A 17,681-nucleotide genomic window follows, 5' to 3' on the forward strand; every position below is an offset into this window, starting at 1 on the left:
CTGCGCCAGAAACAAAAACGCCACCCGGATCGAGGCGGCGTTAGTCGAAATGCAGATCATTTCCTGTGGCCGCGCGCTAGGTGCGGCGCCACCAGGTCAAGAAAAGATGATGTGCTTTCGGAAAATTCATGGACCGCATGGTTGCAGGTTGGCGCAAGGATGTCAACCGCTACCTCGCCTCATGGCCGCATTGGTCCGCCTGACCGGCTCCCCTCTTCACACTTTCAAGTCCGGGACGCCAAGCTGTAGGGAAATTGTTGTTAGAAAACTAATATTGGGTGAAACTGATGAATCCACAAAAGAGCACGAACAGCCAAATCCGCCCCCTCGAACTCTGGGGCGGCCTCGAATGCACGGTCAACCGCGTCCGCGACGACTACTTCAGCCAGATGGAGCGCAACGGCCATGCCGGGCGCGCCTGCGACATCGGGCGCTTCGCGTCCACCGGCATCCGCGCAATCCGCTACCCCGTACTATGGGAACGTACCGCGCCCGAAGGCGTGGACAAGGCCGACTGGAGCTGGCCCGACGAGCGCCTGAACGCGCTGCGCGACGCCGGTGTCACGCCGATCGCCGGCCTGGTGCACCACGGCAGCGGTCCGCGCCATACCAGCCTGGTCGACCCGCTGTTCGCCGAGCAGCTGGCCGAGTATGCCGGCGCGGTGGCGGCGCGCTACCCCTGGATCGAGTACTACACCCCGGTCAACGAGCCCTGCACCACCGCCCGCTTCGCCGGCCTGTACGGCGTCTGGTATCCGCACGGCCGCGACGACCGCACCTTCATCGAAGCGCTGCTGGTGCAGTGCCGCGCCGTGGTGCTGTCGATGCGCGCGATCCGCGCCGTCAACCCGGACGCCAAGCTGGTCCAGACCGACGACCTCGGCAAGACCTACGGCACCCCGGAGCTCGCCCATGTCGCCGAGTTCTACAACGAGCGCCGCTGGCTGGCCTGGGACCTGCTGTGCGGCATGGTCGACGAAGGGCACGCGCTGTGGAAATACCTGCTCAAGACCGGGGTCGATGCCGCCGACATCCTTTGGTTCCGCGACAATCCCTGCCCGCCCGACATCATCGGCGTCAATTACTACGTCACCTCCGAGCGCTGGCTCGACCACCGTCCCGAGCGCTTCCCGGAACACCACCGCGGCATGGCCGACGGCATTCCCTGCGCCGACATCGAAGCCGCGCGCGTGCTGGCCACGCCGACGCCGGGCATCGCCCCGCTGCTGAGTGAAATCTGGGACCGCTACGGCATCCCGCTGGCCATCACCGAAGCCCACATCGACGCCAACCGCGAAGACCAGCTGCGCTGGCTGCTCGAGATCTGGGAAGCGGCCCAGCAGTCGCAGCAGAACGGCGTCGACGTGCGCGCGGTCACGGTCTGGTCGCTGCTCGGCTCCTTCGACTGGAACAGCCTGGTCACCCAGAACAAGGGCTACTACGAGCCCGGCCCCTTCGACGTGCGCTCCCCTACCCCGCGCCCGACCGCGCTGGCGAAGATGATGAAGGAGCTGTCTTCCGGTTCTGCCCTGTCGCACCCGGTGCTGCGCGGCCAGGGCTGGTGGCGCCGCCAGGGCCGCTTCCTGTGCCATCCGCCGGTGGCCACGCCCAAGGCGCTCACCTCGATCTCGGCCGACGGCCACCGCCTGGTGGGCACGGGCGCGGCCCCGATCCTGATCCTGGGCGCAAGCGGCACCCTGGGCCGCGCCTTTGCGCGCGTCTGCCGCAAGCGCAACCTGTCGTATCGCCTGCTGTCGCGCAAGGACATGGACATCGCCGACGCCGGCTCGGTCGAGCGTGCCCTGGCCGTGCACCAGCCCTGGGCGGTCATCAATACCTGCGGCTACGTGCGTGTGGACGATGCCGAGAACGAGGTCGAACGCTGCCTGCGCGAGAACACGGCCGGTGCGGCAATCCTGGCCGCGGCCTGCGCGCGCCACCGCATCCACCTCACCACCTTCTCGAGCGACCTGGTATTCGACGGCCAGCAAAGCCGGCCCTATGTGGAGTCGGACCCGGTGGCGCCGCTGAATGTCTACGGCCGCAGCAAGGCCGAGGCCGAAGTGGCGGTGCTGGACGAGGACCCTAGCGCGCTGGTGGTGCGCACCAGCGCCTTCTTCGGGCCCTGGGACCAGTACAACTTCGTCACCCAGGCGCTCGGCGCGCTGGAGCGCGGCGAGTCCTTCACGGCCTCGAACGACCTGATCATCACGCCGACCTACGTGCCGGACCTGGTGCACGCCTGCCTGGACCTGGCGATCGACCGCGAGGCCGGTATCTGGCACCTGTCCAACGGCGGCGAGCTGACCTGGGCCGAGCTGGCGCTGAAGGCGGCCGAGCGGGCCGGCATCGATGCCAGCCGGCTGGAAGCGCGTCCGATCGCCTTCGCCGCGGTGCGCCCTGCGTATTGCGCCTTGAGCAGCGAGCGCGGCATCCTGCTGCCGCGCCTCGACCAGGCCCTCGACCGCTACCTCGAACTGCGCAACGTGCACGATCCGGAGATCGAAGAACTCCAGCACACCGCCGAAAGCCGCCAGCCGGTGGCCAGCGGCCACCGCCAGCAGGAAGAGACGCCGCCGGAGGCGGTGCAGGCGGGGAATTGCTGAGGCGTTGATCACGTCAAATTGGGTCCCCGCCTTCGCGGGGACGACGGTCTTCGACGATAGGTAATGATGGCCCGGCTATCGACACGCAACCTGAGAGCCGTGGTACGCGCCACCGGCGCATACGACTTCCCGCGAAGGCCGCAGTGATGCCACTAGCCTGACAGTCCCGCTCCCACGTTACAATCGGCCAACAACCACCACCGGCCACCACCGTGCAAGAGCAACACGCCTTCCCCTTCCTGCGGGAGATCCTGCTTTTCCTGATCCTCTCCGGCATCCTGATCCCCCTGCTCCAGCGCCTGCGCATCAACCAGGTGGTGGGCTTCCTCGCGGTCGGCACCCTGGTCGGCCCCTTCGGCCTGGGCCTGCTGGCCGCTGACGTCCCCTGGCTGGCCTTTCTCACTTTCCCGCGCGACCAGGGCATCGCGGCGCTGGCCGAGATCGGCGTGCTGTTCCTGATGTTCATGATCGGCCTCGAACTGTCGGCGGCGCGCCTGTGGGCGATGCGGCGCTGGGTATTCGGCGCCGGCACGGCGCAGGTCATCCTCAGCGCCACGCTGATCGGCGGCGCCCTGCTCCTCTTCTACGGGCTCGACACCCAGTCCGCCCTGATCGTGGGACTGGTGCTGTCGCTGTCGTCCACGGCCGTCGTGATGCAATTGCTGGCCCAGCAGCAGGCCACCGGCACTCCACTCGGCCAGGCCGCCTTTGCCATCCTGATGCTGCAAGACCTTGCCGTGGTGCCGATCCTGCTCCTGATCGGCGCCCTCGGCGGGGACAATGCGGGAAGCAGCGCCGGCAGCGGCGACAGCGTCGCCCTCGTGGCGCTCACCACGCTGGTCAAGGCCACCATTGCCATCGGGCTGATCTACCTGGTCGGCGGGCGCATCGTCCGCAAGCTGTTCCGCTCCTTCGCCGCGCACCGCCAGCCGGACGTCTTCATGGCGCTGATCCTGCTCAGCACCTTCGGCATCGCCGGCCTGTCCGCGGCGGCAGGCCTGTCGATGGCGCTGGGCGCCCTGATCGCCGGCCTGCTGCTGGCCGAGACCGAGTTCAAGCACGAGGTCGAACTGACGGTCGAGCCGTTCAAGGGCCTGCTCATGGGCCTGTTCTTCATGACGGTCGGGATGAGCATCGACACCCGCCAGATCGTCGATGCGCCGCTGTTGCTGGCGGCCCTGGCGGCCGGCCTGGTGCTGCTCAAGGCGCTGGTGGTGGCAGTTCTGCTGCGGATCGGCGGCCAGCCGTGGAGCCGTGCGCTCGAGGGCGGCCTGCTGCTGGGCCAGGGCGGCGAGTTCGCCTTCGTGGCGGTCGGCTATGCCATGACGTCGCAGGTGCTCGCGCCCGCGCTCGGCGCGCAGGTCATGCTGGTGGTCGGGCTGTCGCTGTTCATCACGCCGATGCTGGCGCGCCTGGGCCGCCTGATCGGCGACCGCGATGAGCACGCGCAGCACGAACTGGCTGCGGACGCGGACGGCCGCGCGCTGGCCTCGGCGCGCGGCCGCGTCATCATCGCCGGCTTCGGCCGCGTGGGCCAGCAGCTGGCCAAGCTGCTGGGCGAGCAGAACATCCCCTTCGTGGCCTTCGAATGCGACGCCAAACTGGTCTCGAAGCTGCACGCGGAAGGCAAGCCGGTCTACTTCGGCAACGCCTCGCGCCCCGAACTGCTGCGCCGCGTACATGCCGACGAGGCGCCGGCGATCGTGCTGACCATGGACCATCCGGCATCCAGCATGCAGGCGGTGCGCGGCATCCGCCGCGAGTTCCCGCATGCGCGCCTGTTCGTGCGCTCGCGCGACGAGAAGCATGCGCGCGCCCTGCGCCTGGCCGGCGCCAGCGTGGTGGTGCCGGAAACGCTGGAAGCCAGCCTGCAGCTGTCGGCCTTCGTGCTGGAAGCGATGGGGCTGGACGAGCGCACGGTGGACGGGATCGTCGACCATGAGCGCGACCTGGTGACCGCCAGGCTGCTGGAACCGGAGGCGTCCGGCGTGACGCCAGGCTGACGGGCCGGCTGACGGTCACACTGGCTCATCGATCGCACAGCGCAATGCGCTTCGCGCGCTGGTCGATCAGCACCACGAAGTTTTGCAGGACATGCGCCCCGACGAGCATTTCGGGGAACCTGTCCGCTACCCGCACCTCCACGTCCGGCAGCGTGGCGGCGCCGATCGTGACAGGACCGGGCAGCATCCCGCGCCAGGTCTCGATTCGGGTATTGGTGAGGGTTGCCGCCCCGGCCGGTTCCAACGGGGCCTGCGCAAGCTGCGCGTACAAGGCCTTGGGCATGACGAAGCCGACGTTGGCGCCGGTGTCCAGGTTGGCCTCGGTCCGGACAGCGCCGACGGAAACGGGAATGCGGAATGCGCGTTCATAGCCGATGGTGCCGTGTCCCGTGGCAGGCAGGGCCAGCGTCCGGCTGAATGACAGGGTTTTATTTGGATAGTCCAGCACCAGCAGGCCATCCGCGAAAAAATCGCGGGCGATGATGCCGTGAAAGCGCGCCTCGGCCCGCATCCGGCCGCCGTAATCGCGGGTGATGACTTCCACGTTTTTTCGCACCAGGCCGCCCACTGCCAGCGCGTCGAGCTGCACCGTATCGACCGTGGCCGTCTGCACGCCGTCCGAGGTGCTGGCCTGGCCCTGCGGCTTCAGGCCCAGCACGTTCACCAGCGTCGTATCCGCCCGCCCGATCCCGCTCGCTCCCGTATCGACGGCGAACCTGAAAGGACCGCCGTCGTTGACGCGCGCTTGCACGTAGATGCGTCCGTCGACGACCTCGAACGGAACCTGCACCGCGAAGTTCGCGCCCGCTGCATCGGCCAGCCGGCATGCCTCCGGAGCTGCAATCGCTGTCAAGGGAAGGCAAAGCAGGAACAGCGGGGGCAGGAGCTTGGGCATGGCATTCCTTGGAAAAGAAAATGCCAGTATTCGCTCCAACGCGCGGCACTGCACCGGCTTTGCGACGAATCCTGGCCGGGCGCGACGAAGCGCCGCTTTTCACGCATCCGTGGGTTCGCTGTCCTGGCAGGCAGCTATAATCCTGCCTCGTCCCGACTACCCTCCAGGAACAGAATGACGCAATCCGGACTTCCTTCCGCCGCGCTGCCGAAGGCGCTCGGCCACATCCGCGTGCTCGACCTGTCGCGCGTGCTCGCCGGCCCGTGGTGCTCGCAAAACCTGGCCGACCTCGGCGCCGACGTGATCAAGATCGAGCGCCCCGGCAACGGCGACGACACCCGCGCCTGGGGACCGCCCTATGCGAAGGACGAGCAAGGCCGCGATACCGGCGAAGCCGCCTACTACCTGTCGGCCAACCGCGGCAAGCGCTCGGTCACGGTGGACATCGCCAGCAGCGAGGGACAAAGCCTGCTGCGCGAACTGGTCAAGCATTGCGACGTTGTACTGGAGAACTTCAAGGTGGGCCACCTGAAGCGCTACGGCCTCGATTACGCCAGCCTGAAAGCCATCAAGTCCGACCTGGTCTATTGCTCGATCACCGGTTTCGGCCAGGACGGCCCGTATGCGCACCGTGCCGGCTACGACTTCCTGATCCAGGGCATGGGCGGGCTGATGTCGGTCACCGGCGAACGCGACGACCTGCCGGGCGGCGGCCCGCAAAAGGCGGGCGTGGCGCTGACCGACCTGATGACCGGCATGTACGCGACGGTGGCGGTGCTGGCCGCGCTGACCCACCGCGACCGCACCGGCGAGGGCCAGCACATCGACATGGCCCTGCTCGACACCCAGGTGGCGATGCTGGCCAACATGGGCAGCAATTACCTCAACACCGGCAAGCCGCCGAAACGCTGGGGCAATGCGCACGCCAACATCGTGCCTTACCAGACCTTCGCCTGTGCGGACGGCCACCTCATCGTCGCCACCGGCAACGACGGGCAGTACCAGAAATTCGTCGAAGCCGGCGGCAGGCCGCAGCTGGCTAACGATCCGCGCTTCGCCACCAATCCGCTGCGCGTGCAGAACCGCGACCAGCTGGTGCCGCTCCTGGCCGGGATGGTAAAGGAGAAGAAGCGCGACGAGTGGATCGCCCTGCTGGAGTCACGAGGCGTGCCCTGCGGGCCGATCAACGACCTCAAGGAAGTGTTCGCCAACGAGCAGGTGCAGGCGCGCGAGGTCGCCATCGAATTGCCGCACCCGACCGCCGGTAAAGTGAAACTGGTGCGCAATCCGATCCGGATGTCGGCCACGCCCGCGACCAGCGACAAGGCGCCGCCGCTGCTGGGGCAGCATACCGACGAGGTGCTGCACGACGTGCTGGGGCTTGGCGAGGCAGAGATTGCCGCGCTGCGCGGCAAAGGGATCGTCTGATCTCGTCGCGTGGACGGGTCTTCCCGCCCACGCGACGGACGGCATGTCAATGCAGCTGGTGCTTCAGCTCCGACAGCACGTCATGCACCCGCGTCACCACCGACGCCACCTGCGGCGACGGCTGCGAGGTACGGCACATCCGCTTGGCTTCGTCACCCATTTCTTCCAGCCGGTCGATGCACTGGATGATATTGGACTGGTCGTTCGACTGCATCACGCGCTGGGCTTCCGGCATTTCGTGGGCGATCTTCTGGATGCAATCACGGATGTCTTCCGGTGCACCCTGGTCGTTGCGGGTCACTTCTTCGGCCTGGTTGATCGTCTGCTGGATCTGGGTGAAACGCTGTTGAATTTCGGCAGGTTGCAACATGATTGACCTCCTGAAAGTAATGCGGTCACGCCGCTGGAATCAACCACTTTAGTCCTCCCGGTAGGGATTTCAAGCACGCATTTCAGCCGTGCGCGCGTCAACTCTGGAACAACATTCAGCTTGCGTGAGAATCCAAGGATTTCCAGCAAGCGAAATGCGCTAAGGTAGGGCCGCCATCCACTTTGCTAACTTTTCACCATGTCCGGACCATTCCATCCCATGCTGTTCGGCACTGTCCTGCTGGCCGGCCTGGCACAGGCTGTGCCTTACCCGAACACCAGCAACTTCGGCGTTCCTTTTTCCCGGGACGAATCCTGGTACCGCCAGTGCATGCGGGTCGAAGGACGTAGCGCGCCCGGCCTGGGCAGCCAGACTCCGGCACAGCGCGGCAATGCCGGCGATCTCTACTACGACAAGCGCAGCCAGGCTGCCACGTCGGATGCGGAATGGCGGCAGGTGCGCGAATGCGCGCTGGCGCAGGAAGACGATGCCGTGCTCATGATGCTGTACGCGAACGGCTTCGGCGTGCCGAGGGACAGCGACATCGCCATCCACCATGCCTGCAAGCTCGAGTTCATCGCGAAAGCGGAGATGGAAGCACGCATCGCCCACCTCAGCGGTCCACAGCCTGCCGGCGCCGTGTTCGACCAGTGCGACGACATCACCAGCGGCTATATGGGAACCGTCTGCGCCGGCATCCGCGAAGGCCAGGCCGAGCGCATCCGCAAGGCGCGCCTGGATCGCCATGCGGCGACGCTGCCGCCATCCGCACGGCGCGCACTCACGCAACTGCATGCCGCGGCCGACCGTTATGCAGCCGCAGCCGAGAACGACATGCAGGGCACCGCGGCGCCGGGCCTGGCAATCGCACGCGAAGGCAAGCTCCAGGCCCAGTTCGTCGAGACGCTGGCCAGGGTGCTGGACAATGCATTGCCCTCCGCATCGCCGCAGGACCTGGCCCGCATCGACAAGAAGCTCAACGCCGTCTACCGGCAGCTGATGGCGCCGGCGCCGTCCGAATCCGGGCAACCGGAGCGCATCGGCCTGTCGACCATTACGCGCGCGGAAGTGCGCGAAGCCGAACGGCGCTGGATCGCCTACCGCGACGCCTTCCTCGCCTTGCGGGCGCAGTTATCCTCGGGCGCGAGCCGGGATGCGATCGCAGTGGCGCTGACCAGGCAGCGTCTGGCGGAGCTGAACGCGATCCTGGAGTACCGCTGAGCCGCGGTATCCATAAATATGTTGACACCCATGGCACTGCTGCTACTATATCGACATTCGATATGTCGCCATCCGATATAGCGGGCAACGACACAAACCGGGAGCCGACGTGGACGTCAATTACGCGAAATACCTGCCGCTATCGGAAGCCACGTTCTACGTGCTGGCAGCCCTGCAGGAACCGCTGCACGGCTATGCGCTGATGCAGAAAGTCGACGCGATGAGCGAAGGCAAGGTGGTCATCGGGCCTGGCACGCTCTATGGCGCCTTTGCCTCCCTGGAAAAAGCGGGACTGATCGAAAAAGTCAGCGAAGTCGAGCGGCGCAAGACGTATGGATTGACGGACAAGGGCCGCCTGGTGCTGGCCGAGCAGGTACGACGGCTCGCCATCATGGTGCGCAACGGGCAGTTTGCACTTTCACATTCGAACAAGGGAGAAGCGGCGTGAGCACGACGGTACGGATTTTCAAATTGTTCTGGGCGCACGAGGACGAGCAGCAGGAAGCCTGGCTGCGGTCCAAGGCGCAACAAGGCCTGCACCTGGTGAAGGTGAGCCCATTCTGCTTCTGGACCTTCCGCCGCGGCGAACCGGCCGACATCGTGTATCGGGTCGACTTTCCCAACGCCAGCCACGACGCCGGCTTCCGGCAACTGATGGAGGATGCCGGCTGGGCCCTGGCCGCGCAGACCGTAGGCTGGCATTACTGGCGTACGCAGGCCGTCAAGGGCAAGGCGCCGGCACTGTTCACCGACAATGCATCGAAGGCCAACAAGTTCAGGCAAAGGCTCGTCCTGTTCGTAGCCGCCGCCATGCCCCTCTTCGTCACCTTTTTCGTCCTGGACATGCCGAGCAAGCTGCCCCAGCTGTCCATGCCTTTCCTGGTGGCCTACGGCGGCGCCCTGGCGGTCTACCTGATGGTCATGCCGTATTCGATCCTGCGGCTGTGGCTGAGGGTCCGCGAACTGAACACGTCATTGCCGGCCTGATGCCGGCATGGGGGCCGGCGCGAGCCGCCGCAAGCGCAGCGCGATGCCCATCGCTGCGCCGAGCAGCGCGCCCAGCACGGCCACCACGCCCGGCCAGCCCCAGCCTGCCCACACATAGCCGGTGAACCAGCCCACCACGCTGGAGCCCAGGTAGTAGCAGAACAGGTAGATGCCCGATGCCAGCGCCTGCGGCGGCCGCGCGCGCCGGCCGACCCAGCTGCTGGTCACCGAATGCGAGGCAAAGAAGCCGAAGGTCGCCACCCCGGTGCCGAGCACGATGGCGATGACGGAATCGTGCAGCGTCACCAGCAGCCCCGCGATCATCACGCCCATGAACAGCCACAGCACGTTACGGCGCCCGAGCCGGTCCGCGAGCTTGCCGGCCCACATCGAGCTGAACATGCCCAGCAAATACAGCAGCGACACCGCGCCCACCGCACTCTGGCTCAGGCCGAAGGGCGGCGCGAGCAGCCGGTAGCTGATGTAGTTGTACAGGCTCACGAACACGCCCATCAAGAGAAAAGGCAGCACGAACAGCCAGGGCAGGCCTTCGTCCGCCAGGTGGATGCGCAGGCCGTCGACGAAGCCCGGTCCCCGCGCCCGCCTGGTCTCGCCATGGCGCGAGGGCGGCAGGCTGCGCGAGAATTCCCAGGCCGCATACAGCCCGGCCACCCCCAGCAGCCCGACCGCGATGCGCCATGAGACGACGTCGCTGATCACCGAAGACAGCACCCGCCCGCTCATGCCCCCAAACGCGGAGCCGCTGATGTACATGCCCATCGACAGGCCGAGCGAGGTCGCTTCGATCTCGTCGCTGAGGTAGGCCATGGCCACCGCCGGCAGGCCGCCCAGCACCAGGCCGAGCAGCACGCGCACGCCGACCAGCTGGATGTAGTCGAGCGCGAAGGCGGACAACAGGGTGAGCAGCGCGCCGCCGACCATCGAGGCCACCATCAGCTGCTTGCGGCCGATGCGGTCGGCCACGCTGCCGGAGACCAACAGCGCCACCGCCAGCGCCGCGGTCGACACCGACAGCGCCAGGCTGCTTTGTGCGGGAGTGAGGGAAAAATCCTGCGCCAGCAGCGGCATCAGCGGCTGGACGCAGTACAGCAGCGCAAAGACGGAAAAGCCGCCAAAGGCCATTGCGCGGTTGATGCGGCGGAAGGCTGGGCTTCCGGCCGCGATCGTTCCGCGCGCACCGTTCATGGCTGGCTTACGGCAGGTCCGCGTCGAGTTCGGACCCGGCGTAGTTCTCCAGCTCGGTGAAGAGCTGCTTCATGCTCGCGCGGGTGTCGATGTGCTGCAGCACCGTGCAGTGCGCGCGGTAGGTGGCGATGCGATCGGCGATGACGGATTGGTGCGCCGCCGGGATCTTTTCCATCAGCGCGGCCCAGCCGGCTTCGAAGTCCGGTTTGTTCTTGCGCACCGATTTCACCAGGCGCTCGAACTCCTTCTGTCCGGTGCGCGCCGTGATGCGCCCGCCCCCCTCGACCGCGAAGATGACCGCCAGCGCGATCACGCCTTCGGCGTTCAGGTCGGGGTCGTTGATCGGGCCTTCGTAATGGTGGCGGCGGATCCACTGCGCCGCGCGCACGATCGCCTGCACGCCCTGGCGCTCCTTCAGCTGGGACAGGTAACGTTCGTAGCCGGACCAGCTCTCGCCCGGATCGGCCGTGCACAGGTCGACGAACAGTTCCTTCAGGCGCCGCTGGGAATAGATCGGGTCGACGTCGTACTCGCCCACCAGGCTGTCCTCGGGCAGCGCGGACAGTTCCTTCACCATGCGGAAGCCTTGCTGGAATACCAGCTCGGCGCCCTCCTCGATCAGGATATCGAGCGCGTCGAGGTCGTCCTCGGTGTCGAGCAGGTGCTCGAGGCCGAGCGAGACGCCGCCCACGGTCAGCAGCAGGGCGCGCTGGATGCCTTCGGCGGTGCGGTCATTGGTGAACTTCTCGGCCACCATGGCGGTGATGCCGGCCAGTTCGTCGGCCAGCACCGTGGCCTCCTCGTCGGTGGCCTCGCCTGGCAGCAGCTTGATCGCACGCACCAGGCGCGGCAGCTTCTCGATGACGATGGCGGGCAGCATGGTCGCAGGCGCCCCGCTCACGAGAAGATGTCCGTGCCCATGCTGCGGCGGTTGCCGCGACGCGGCATGCTGCGCACCGACGGCACCTGCTTGCGCAGGCGGTACAGCAGTTCGCGCGTGCTGCGCTGCATGAAGGGCGATTCTTCGTCCGGGTCGTCCGGCAACTCGACGTCGGCCATCTCGGCACTATGGCGGAACTCCGGGAACAGCTCGAGCAGCGAACGCTCCCAGCCGTCCTCGCTGGCCTTGGCCAGGTCGACCGCCAGCGGCGCGATGTCGCTGTCGCCGCTGGTCTGGGCGGTGACGTAGCGGCCTTTCGACAGGATTTCGCCGGCGACTTCGAGGATTTCCTTCGGCGCCAGCGACCACAGGATCGCGAACACGGTGGCGCCATGGTCGGTGCTTGATGCTTCCTGCAGCAGTTCGTGGCGGCGCTCGTCGTCGTCGTTGGCGTAGACGATGCCGTGCACGTGGTTGAACAGGTTCTCGGCGATGCGCTCGGGGTCGTCTTCGATGAGGTTGTCCGGCCAGGTGGCGGCGATGTAGGCCAGGCTTTCGGCCCAGGCCCTGGGCGGCACCAGCATGGTGGCCAGCGAGGTCTTGGCGCCGTCGAAGCCGGACAGGTGCAGCGCGGTGACCTGCGGCGGCAGCGTCGCCAGCACTTCGGCCACGGCGTAGTCGCCGTGCTCGTCGGCCGCCTGCGAGAACGCCTCTTCGGCGTGCTCGAGCGAACCGGCCAGCACCAGTTCGCTGACCTGCCTGGTCAATGCCGGCAGATTGGCTTGTTTGCCTTCGTCACTCATTCGCGCTCTCCATCCGCATCGAACAGCTGGGTGAAGTCGTCGGTGGCGGCCGAGTCTTCCATGTCGTCGTCGTCGCCTTCGTCGCCTTCGCCGAGACGCGCGAAGTCACGGTCTTCGTCTTCCCAGCGGCCCTGGTTCTTGTACAGGAAGGCCGTGATGATGGCCTGGCGCGCCAGCTCGGGATAATTCGCGCACATCGCCTCGTACATGGCGCCGCCCTGCTCGCCGCTGCACTCGGCCATCGCGAATACGCCGTCCGGGCCGCTGCCCTCGTAGTCGGCGGCCTCGCGCATCAGGCCTTTCGGATCCTTGAACTTGATGCAATCAACGAGTGCGAAGGCCATCAGGTTGACGTCGTCCAGGCCCGATCCGCTGGCGTATTCGGAGACCAGCGCACTGACCATCATGTCGTAGTTCTTCTTGTTGGGCGGATCGCCCAGCGTGCCCTCGATCTGTCCTTCCAGTTCGCGCGACTGGAACGAGAATTCGGGATGTACGTTTTTCATTGTGTGTCCTGTTGATTCATTGTTGGGCCGGCGGCCACGGTGGGCCAGCCTCTCGGGCCTGCAGGCGAGCGTCGCCCCGGTCAGTTGGGTAGATTCACGCCGTTGAGCGCGAACAGCGAGCGCCACAGCTCGAAGGCTTCGGCCTCGGCATCGAGCACGATGCGGTGGTTGACGCTCTGGTTGTATTCGGCGCGCTTGACCGGATCGGACAGGATTTCATAGGCCTTCGTGACAGCCTTGAAGCGTGCTTCGGCGCCCGGCGCCTGGTTACGGTCCGGGTGGTAGCGCATCGCCAGCGAGCGATAGACCTTCTTGATCTCGTCGTCGGCGGCGTTCGGGGCGACGCCGAGAATCGCGTATAGATTTTCCAAAAAACACTCCCGCGTAACGGCCAAACCGGGATTATCCTATATAAAGCGATAAGCTGGCGAGGCGGACGCTTCGGCGCCGTTCAGCGGCGGCCAGGCTGGGCCGGCGGCGTGGCCTGCGGACGGGCCGCTTGCAGCGTGGGGGACGGGGGCAGCGGCATGCCGGCCAGGGCCAGCAGCCAGGCGCGGACCAGTTCCGGATGGGTGGCGAGGGTTTTCATGGTTGAGCCTTGCGAATGGATCTGCATGCCCCAAGTATGTATCGTTTGAATGCGTTGTACCGTGCGCTCCACCACATACCGGTCCGGCTCCCCCCTGCCTTACGGTAAAATGTCCGTCATAACCTATTCAACTTTTTTCCATGAGCAACGAAATGAATACCCCGGCGGCTGCGAAGGCTGGAAACCCTGCGCCCCCTTCGTCCAACTTCCTGCGCGCCATTATCGAAAGCGACCTGGCGGCAGGCACGCATGCGCGCGAAGGCATGCCACCCGTGATCACCCGTTTTCCGCCGGAGCCGAACGGTTACCTGCACGTAGGCCACGCCAAGTCGATCTGCCTGAACTTCGGCCTGGCGCGCGACTACAACGGCCGCTGCCACCTGCGCTTCGACGATACCAATCCGGAGAAGGAAGACCAGGAATACGTCGACACCATCATGGATTCCGTGAAATGGCTCGGCTTCAGCTGGGAACAGGGCGACGGCGAATACCTGCACTACGCCAGCGATTACTTCGACAAGCTGTACGAGATGGCCGAGTACCTGATCCGCGAAGGCAAGGCCTATGTGGACAGCCAGAGTGCCGCCGACATGGCGAAAAACCGCGGCAACTTCGGCACGCCGGGCACCAACTCGCCTTTCCGCAACCGCCCGGTCGAGGAATCGCTGCAGCTGTTCCGCGACATGAAGGCAGGCAAGTACAAGGATGGCGAGCACATCCTGCGCGCCAAGATGTCGGAAGACGCGATGGCCTCGCCGAACATGACCAACCGCGATCCGGCGCTGTACCGTATCCGCCATGCGCACCACCACCGCACCGGTGACGACTGGTGCATCTACCCGATGTACGACTACACGCATCCGATCTCGGACGCGCTGGAAAACATCACCCATTCGATCTGCACGCTCGAGTTCCAGGACCACCGCCCGATGTACGACTGGCTGGTGGACACGCTGGCCGACGGCGGCTTCTTCCCGCGCCCGGTGCCGCGCCAGTACGAGATGGCGCGCCTGAACCTGACCTATGTGGTCACCTCCAAGCGCAAGCTGCGCCAGTTGGTCGACGAAGGTGTGGTCACCGGCTGGGACGATCCGCGTATGCCGACCATCGTCGGCCTGCGCCGCCGCGGCTACACGCCGGAATCGATCCAGCTGTTCTGCGAGCGCATCGGCGTGTCGAAAGCCGACGGCTGGATCGACATGAGCACGCTGGAAGGCGCGCTGCGCGACGACCTCGATCCGAAGGCGCCGCGCGCCATCGCGGTGCTGCGTCCCTTGCGCCTCATCGTCGACAACTTCCCCGAAGGCGAGTCGGTCGAGTGCACTTCACCGGTCCACCCGCACCACCCCGACATGGGCCTGCGCCGCTTCCCCTTCACCCGCGAGCTGTGGATCGAACAGGACGATTTCATGGAAGTCCCGACCAAGGGCTACCACCGCTTCACGCCGCCGAGCGGCGACCAGCCGGGTTCGCGCGTGCGCCTGAAGTACGGTTACGTGGTCGAGTGCACGGGCTTCGACAAGGATGCCGACGGCAAGGTAACGGCCGTGCACGTGAAGTATTTCGAAGACTCGAAGTCGGGTACGCCGGGTGCGGACAACTACAAGGTCAAGGGCAATATCACCTGGGTCAGCGCGGCCACCGCCCTGGCGGCCGAAGTGCGCCTGTACGACCGCCTGTTCACCGAGGCGCAGCCGGATGCCGGCGGCAAGGACTTCAAGGCCGCGCTCAACCCGAACGCCCTCGAGACCGTCACGGCCTACCTGGAGCCGGGCATGAAGGATGCGGTGGCCGACCAGCGCTTCCAGTTCGAGCGCCACGGCTACTTCGTGGCGGACCGCGTGGATACACAGCCGGGCAAGCCGGTGTTCAACCGCGTGACGACGCTGAAGGACAGCTGGGGTAAATAAGTTTCAAACGCGCTCGAGAAATGGGGGAAAGGTGCCTGGCGCCCTTCCCCTATTTTTTTGTCATGCTTTCGAAACGTTTCCATCCTGATCATTTCGTTGCATATTTGCTATACCTGACAAACCTGATAGGTTCTTCGCTCCGTAAAGAAGCTTAGCGTAGGCATGTATGTCGCATTAGCGCGACGACTTCACCTTGCAAGCGAGATTCGGACTATGTCACCCCGCCGTTCCTCCCATCATCATGTCGTATTGCCGACGACGATGCTGATCGGGACATTGCTGTCCGTTTCTGTCGGCGCCACGCTGCACCTGGCCACCGCCAAGGCGATCGAAAGCGATGCCCAGACGCGCTTTCGCGGCATGGCGCGCACCGCCCAGTTCGCGATCGATGCCCGCATCAAGAGCTATACCGACGTCCTGCGCGGCATGGCCGGGCTGTTCCACGCCAACCCGGATGCCAGCGCCGACGATTTCCGCCACTACGTCGAGCAGCTCGACACGCCCCGCAATTTCCCTGGCCTGCATGCCATGAACTATGCGCGCAATGTCGGCCCCGCTGAATTGACGGCGGTGGACGCGGACGTGCGCCGCCGCCTGCGCGCCTACGGCAGGCCCGAGCCTGCCAGGAAACTGCAGCCCGTGCCCGGCCGGGACAGCTACACAGTCATCGTCTACATGGAACCTCCCATCCCGGAATCGCTCGACAAGCTCGGCCTCGACCTGGAAGCACGGCCCTACATCCGCCGCACAGTGGAAGCGGCACGCGACAACAATTCCTTCACTTCATCGGGTCTCCGCGTTAACGTGTTGCCGGGCTCGGGCCCCTATCAGAACATCCTCGCGATGCGCCTGCCCGTGTACCGCAGTCGCATGCCGACCGATACCATCCTGCAACGCCGCGCCGCCTACATTGGCACCGTCGGCATCGGTTTCGGGGTCAACATGATGGTCAACGGCGCACTCGCGGGATTCCCGGCCGATGGCGTGCGCCTGGTAATCACCGACCTCGACGATGTGCCTCTGGAACCGGGCGAGTCCAGGCCCAACGCGGTGCTCTACGACAGCCATTGGACGACGAAAACCCGAACAGTGCTCGACGAGGCGAACCTGCTGCGGGCCAGCCTGCCGATCGAATTCAAGAAGCGCCGTTGGCGCGCCGATTTCAGCATCGCCAGTTCCGCCTTGTATACGCGTTTCGACTCTTATTATCCCTGGCTGGCCGCAGTTGCCGGCTCGCTTAGCACCGCCCTCCTCTACGCGCTGTTCCAGACCATGGCCTCGGCGCGCCGCAACGCGCTGCGCATGGCCGAGGACATGACGCGCGAACTGCGTGCCAGCCAGGCCAAGCTGCAGGCTACCAACGAGAAACTGCGCCAGTTGGCGGCACACGCCGAACAGATCAAGGAGGGCGAGCGCAAGCGCATCGCGCGCGAAATCCACGACGAGCTTGCACAGAATTTGCTGGCGCTGAAGATCGAGGCCGAGATCCTCGCCAACCGCACGCGCAACAGCCACGGCCGCCTGTACGAGCGCGCCGCGGCGACGGTGCGCCAGATCGACCTGACCATCCGCAGCGTGCGCCACATCATCAACGACCTGCGCCCGAACGTGCTCGACCTGGGCCTGAACGCGGCAGTGGACTGGCAGGTGGCCGATTTCGCGCGCCGCACCGGGATCGAATGCGAACTGGTCGAGGACGAGACCGAGCACCACCTCGACGACCATTGCGCCACCGCCTTCTTCCGCATCCTCCAGGAGTCGCTCAACAACGTGGCGCGGCACGCGCGCGCGACCAGGGTGCGCATCGACCTGCACCAGCATGCCGACATGCTGACGATGACGATCCGCGACAACGGCGTGGGCATGCAGCCGGGCAGCCGCACCCGTAGTGGCTCCTTCGGACTGGTCGGCATCGAGGAGCGCGTCAACATCCTCGGTGGCAGCTTCTCGATCAGCAGCGGACCCGATACCGGCACCGCCATCGTCGTCACCATCCCCTTGCACGGGCACATGCCGGACCCGTCCACCATCACCGGCCGCGCCAGCAATTCCGCGGTGTCGGTACTGGCCTGAGCTTGGATGTTGTCGCGTTTCTGCACAGCAGTTTATTGCTTGATTGAACTCAACGCCAAGCGTGACCGATCGCAGGACACTGGTTATCACTGCCACCGGTCAAGACGCTTTTCTTGGCTACCGATTAACGCAAACCGATCACTCAGGAGGACATTCTCGAGTACCGCTTCAAGCTAGGGATAACAATAGAAATGCCTACATAAA

16 protein-coding genes are annotated in these 17,681 nt (G+C 65.7%); 8 read left to right on the forward strand and 8 right to left on the reverse strand.

From position 1 onward, the window contains the following. Positions 1 to 287: 287 nt before the first annotated feature. Complete coding sequence (locus tag AC56LU_RS16355; RefSeq protein ID WP_497176668.1) at positions 288 to 2,606, forward strand: family 1 glycosylhydrolase; 2,319 nt, start codon at positions 288 to 290, stop codon at positions 2,604 to 2,606. A 212-nt stretch (positions 2,607 to 2,818) separates the two neighbouring features. Beyond that, entirely contained in the window at positions 2,819 to 4,609 is a 1,791-nt protein-coding gene (locus tag AC56LU_RS16360; RefSeq protein WP_497176669.1) for a cation:proton antiporter domain-containing protein, read from the forward strand. Between the two features lie 25 nt (positions 4,610 to 4,634). Here AC56LU_RS16360 and AC56LU_RS16365 read toward each other — a convergent pair whose 3' ends face one another. After that, positions 4,635 to 5,504: an aspartyl protease family protein gene (locus tag AC56LU_RS16365; protein WP_497176670.1), complete on the reverse strand. Its 870-nt coding sequence runs from the start codon at positions 5,502 to 5,504 to the stop codon at positions 4,635 to 4,637. Positions 5,505 to 5,678: 174 nt separating this feature from the next. On the opposite strand from AC56LU_RS16365, the gene AC56LU_RS16370 reads away from it, so the two are divergent. Next, positions 5,679 to 6,932: a CaiB/BaiF CoA transferase family protein gene (locus AC56LU_RS16370; protein ID WP_497176671.1), complete on the forward strand. Its 1,254-nt coding sequence runs from the start codon at positions 5,679 to 5,681 to the stop codon at positions 6,930 to 6,932. Between the two features lie 46 nt (positions 6,933 to 6,978). On the opposite strand, the gene AC56LU_RS16375 is transcribed toward AC56LU_RS16370, so the two are convergent. Next, complete coding sequence (locus AC56LU_RS16375) at positions 6,979 to 7,302, reverse strand: hypothetical protein (RefSeq protein WP_497176672.1); 324 nt, start codon at positions 7,300 to 7,302, stop codon at positions 6,979 to 6,981. A gap of 198 nt (positions 7,303 to 7,500) precedes the next feature. Between AC56LU_RS16375 and AC56LU_RS16380 the strand changes: the two genes are divergently transcribed. The 3 genes from AC56LU_RS16380 (at position 7,501) to AC56LU_RS16390 (ending at position 9,510) form a co-directional block, all read left to right on the forward strand. Further along, positions 7,501 to 8,523 carry a lysozyme inhibitor LprI family protein gene (locus tag AC56LU_RS16380; RefSeq protein ID WP_497176673.1) on the forward strand — a complete coding sequence of 341 codons (1,023 nt, stop codon included), beginning with the start codon at positions 7,501 to 7,503 and terminating at the stop codon, positions 8,521 to 8,523. Positions 8,524 to 8,632: 109 nt separating this feature from the next. Next, a complete protein-coding gene (locus tag AC56LU_RS16385; protein WP_497176674.1) occupies positions 8,633 to 8,971 on the forward strand; it encodes a PadR family transcriptional regulator in 339 nt (112 codons plus the stop codon). Beyond that, positions 8,968 to 9,510: a DUF2812 domain-containing protein gene (locus AC56LU_RS16390; protein ID WP_497176675.1), complete on the forward strand. Its 543-nt coding sequence runs from the start codon at positions 8,968 to 8,970 to the stop codon at positions 9,508 to 9,510. Before AC56LU_RS16385 ends, AC56LU_RS16390 begins: the two co-directional genes overlap by 4 nt. Here the strand turns inward: AC56LU_RS16390 and AC56LU_RS16395 are convergent. The 6 genes from AC56LU_RS16395 to AC56LU_RS16420 all read right to left on the reverse strand — a co-directional run bounded on the left by AC56LU_RS16395 (position 9,496) and on the right by AC56LU_RS16420 (position 13,494). Then, positions 9,496 to 10,716: an MFS transporter gene (locus tag AC56LU_RS16395; protein ID WP_497176676.1), complete on the reverse strand. Its 1,221-nt coding sequence runs from the start codon at positions 10,714 to 10,716 to the stop codon at positions 9,496 to 9,498. The genes AC56LU_RS16390 and AC56LU_RS16395 overlap by 15 nt on opposite strands. 7 nt (positions 10,717 to 10,723) lie before the next feature. Then, complete coding sequence (locus tag AC56LU_RS16400; protein ID WP_497176706.1) at positions 10,724 to 11,596, reverse strand: hypothetical protein; 873 nt, start codon at positions 11,594 to 11,596, stop codon at positions 10,724 to 10,726. Positions 11,597 to 11,613: 17 nt separating this feature from the next. Then, on the reverse strand, positions 11,614 to 12,399 hold the full coding sequence (locus AC56LU_RS16405; RefSeq protein ID WP_497176677.1) for a hypothetical protein: 786 nt from the start codon (positions 12,397 to 12,399) through the stop codon (positions 11,614 to 11,616). Further along, the gene (locus AC56LU_RS16410; RefSeq protein ID WP_497176678.1) at positions 12,396 to 12,905 is read right to left on the reverse strand and encodes a hypothetical protein; all 510 of its coding nucleotides are present in this window, start codon (positions 12,903 to 12,905) and stop codon (positions 12,396 to 12,398) included. The genes AC56LU_RS16405 and AC56LU_RS16410 overlap by 4 nt, the downstream gene beginning before the upstream one ends. A gap of 80 nt (positions 12,906 to 12,985) precedes the next feature. Continuing rightward, on the reverse strand, positions 12,986 to 13,276 hold the full coding sequence (locus tag AC56LU_RS16415; protein ID WP_497176679.1) for a DnaJ domain-containing protein: 291 nt from the start codon (positions 13,274 to 13,276) through the stop codon (positions 12,986 to 12,988). 80 nt (positions 13,277 to 13,356) lie between these two features. Further along, the gene (locus AC56LU_RS16420) at positions 13,357 to 13,494 is read right to left on the reverse strand and encodes a hypothetical protein (protein WP_497176680.1); all 138 of its coding nucleotides are present in this window, start codon (positions 13,492 to 13,494) and stop codon (positions 13,357 to 13,359) included. Positions 13,495 to 13,634: 140 nt separating this feature from the next. On the opposite strand from AC56LU_RS16420, the gene AC56LU_RS16425 reads away from it, so the two are divergent. Both AC56LU_RS16425 and AC56LU_RS16430 read left to right on the forward strand, forming a co-directional pair. Continuing rightward, on the forward strand, positions 13,635 to 15,404 hold the full coding sequence (locus tag AC56LU_RS16425; protein WP_497176681.1) for a glutamine--tRNA ligase/YqeY domain fusion protein: 1,770 nt from the start codon (positions 13,635 to 13,637) through the stop codon (positions 15,402 to 15,404). A gap of 261 nt (positions 15,405 to 15,665) precedes the next feature. Then, the gene (locus tag AC56LU_RS16430) at positions 15,666 to 17,477 is read left to right on the forward strand and encodes a sensor histidine kinase (protein WP_497176682.1); all 1,812 of its coding nucleotides are present in this window, start codon (positions 15,666 to 15,668) and stop codon (positions 17,475 to 17,477) included. The last annotated feature ends 204 nt before the right edge of the window (positions 17,478 to 17,681 follow it).

The organism is Telluria sp. PB2R4 (genome assembly GCF_059685695.1).

What these genes read in the sequence shown, in the direction of transcription:
- AC56LU_RS16420 (WP_497176680.1), bottom strand. Translation starts at nt 13,494, where the DNA reads ATGAAAACCCTCGCCACCCATCCGGAACTGGTCCGCGCCTGGCTGCTG.
- AC56LU_RS16365 (WP_497176670.1), bottom strand. Translation starts at nt 5,504, where the DNA reads ATGCCCAAGCTCCTGCCCCCGCTGTTCCTGCTTTGCCTTCCCTTGACA.
- AC56LU_RS16395 (WP_497176676.1), bottom strand. Translation starts at nt 10,716, where the DNA reads ATGAACGGTGCGCGCGGAACGATCGCGGCCGGAAGCCCAGCCTTCCGC.
- AC56LU_RS16355 (WP_497176668.1), top strand. Translation starts at nt 288, where the DNA reads ATGAATCCACAAAAGAGCACGAACAGCCAAATCCGCCCCCTCGAACTC.
- AC56LU_RS16405 (WP_497176677.1), bottom strand. Translation starts at nt 12,399, where the DNA reads ATGAGTGACGAAGGCAAACAAGCCAATCTGCCGGCATTGACCAGGCAG.
- AC56LU_RS16425 (WP_497176681.1), top strand. Translation starts at nt 13,635, where the DNA reads ATGAGCAACGAAATGAATACCCCGGCGGCTGCGAAGGCTGGAAACCCT.
- AC56LU_RS16400 (WP_497176706.1), bottom strand. Translation starts at nt 11,596, where the DNA reads ATGCTGCCCGCCATCGTCATCGAGAAGCTGCCGCGCCTGGTGCGTGCG.
- AC56LU_RS16410 (WP_497176678.1), bottom strand. Translation starts at nt 12,905, where the DNA reads ATGAAAAACGTACATCCCGAATTCTCGTTCCAGTCGCGCGAACTGGAA.
- AC56LU_RS16380 (WP_497176673.1), top strand. Translation starts at nt 7,501, where the DNA reads ATGTCCGGACCATTCCATCCCATGCTGTTCGGCACTGTCCTGCTGGCC.
- AC56LU_RS16430 (WP_497176682.1), top strand. Translation starts at nt 15,666, where the DNA reads ATGCTGATCGGGACATTGCTGTCCGTTTCTGTCGGCGCCACGCTGCAC.
- AC56LU_RS16375 (WP_497176672.1), bottom strand. Translation starts at nt 7,302, where the DNA reads ATGTTGCAACCTGCCGAAATTCAACAGCGTTTCACCCAGATCCAGCAG.
- AC56LU_RS16370 (WP_497176671.1), top strand. Translation starts at nt 5,679, where the DNA reads ATGACGCAATCCGGACTTCCTTCCGCCGCGCTGCCGAAGGCGCTCGGC.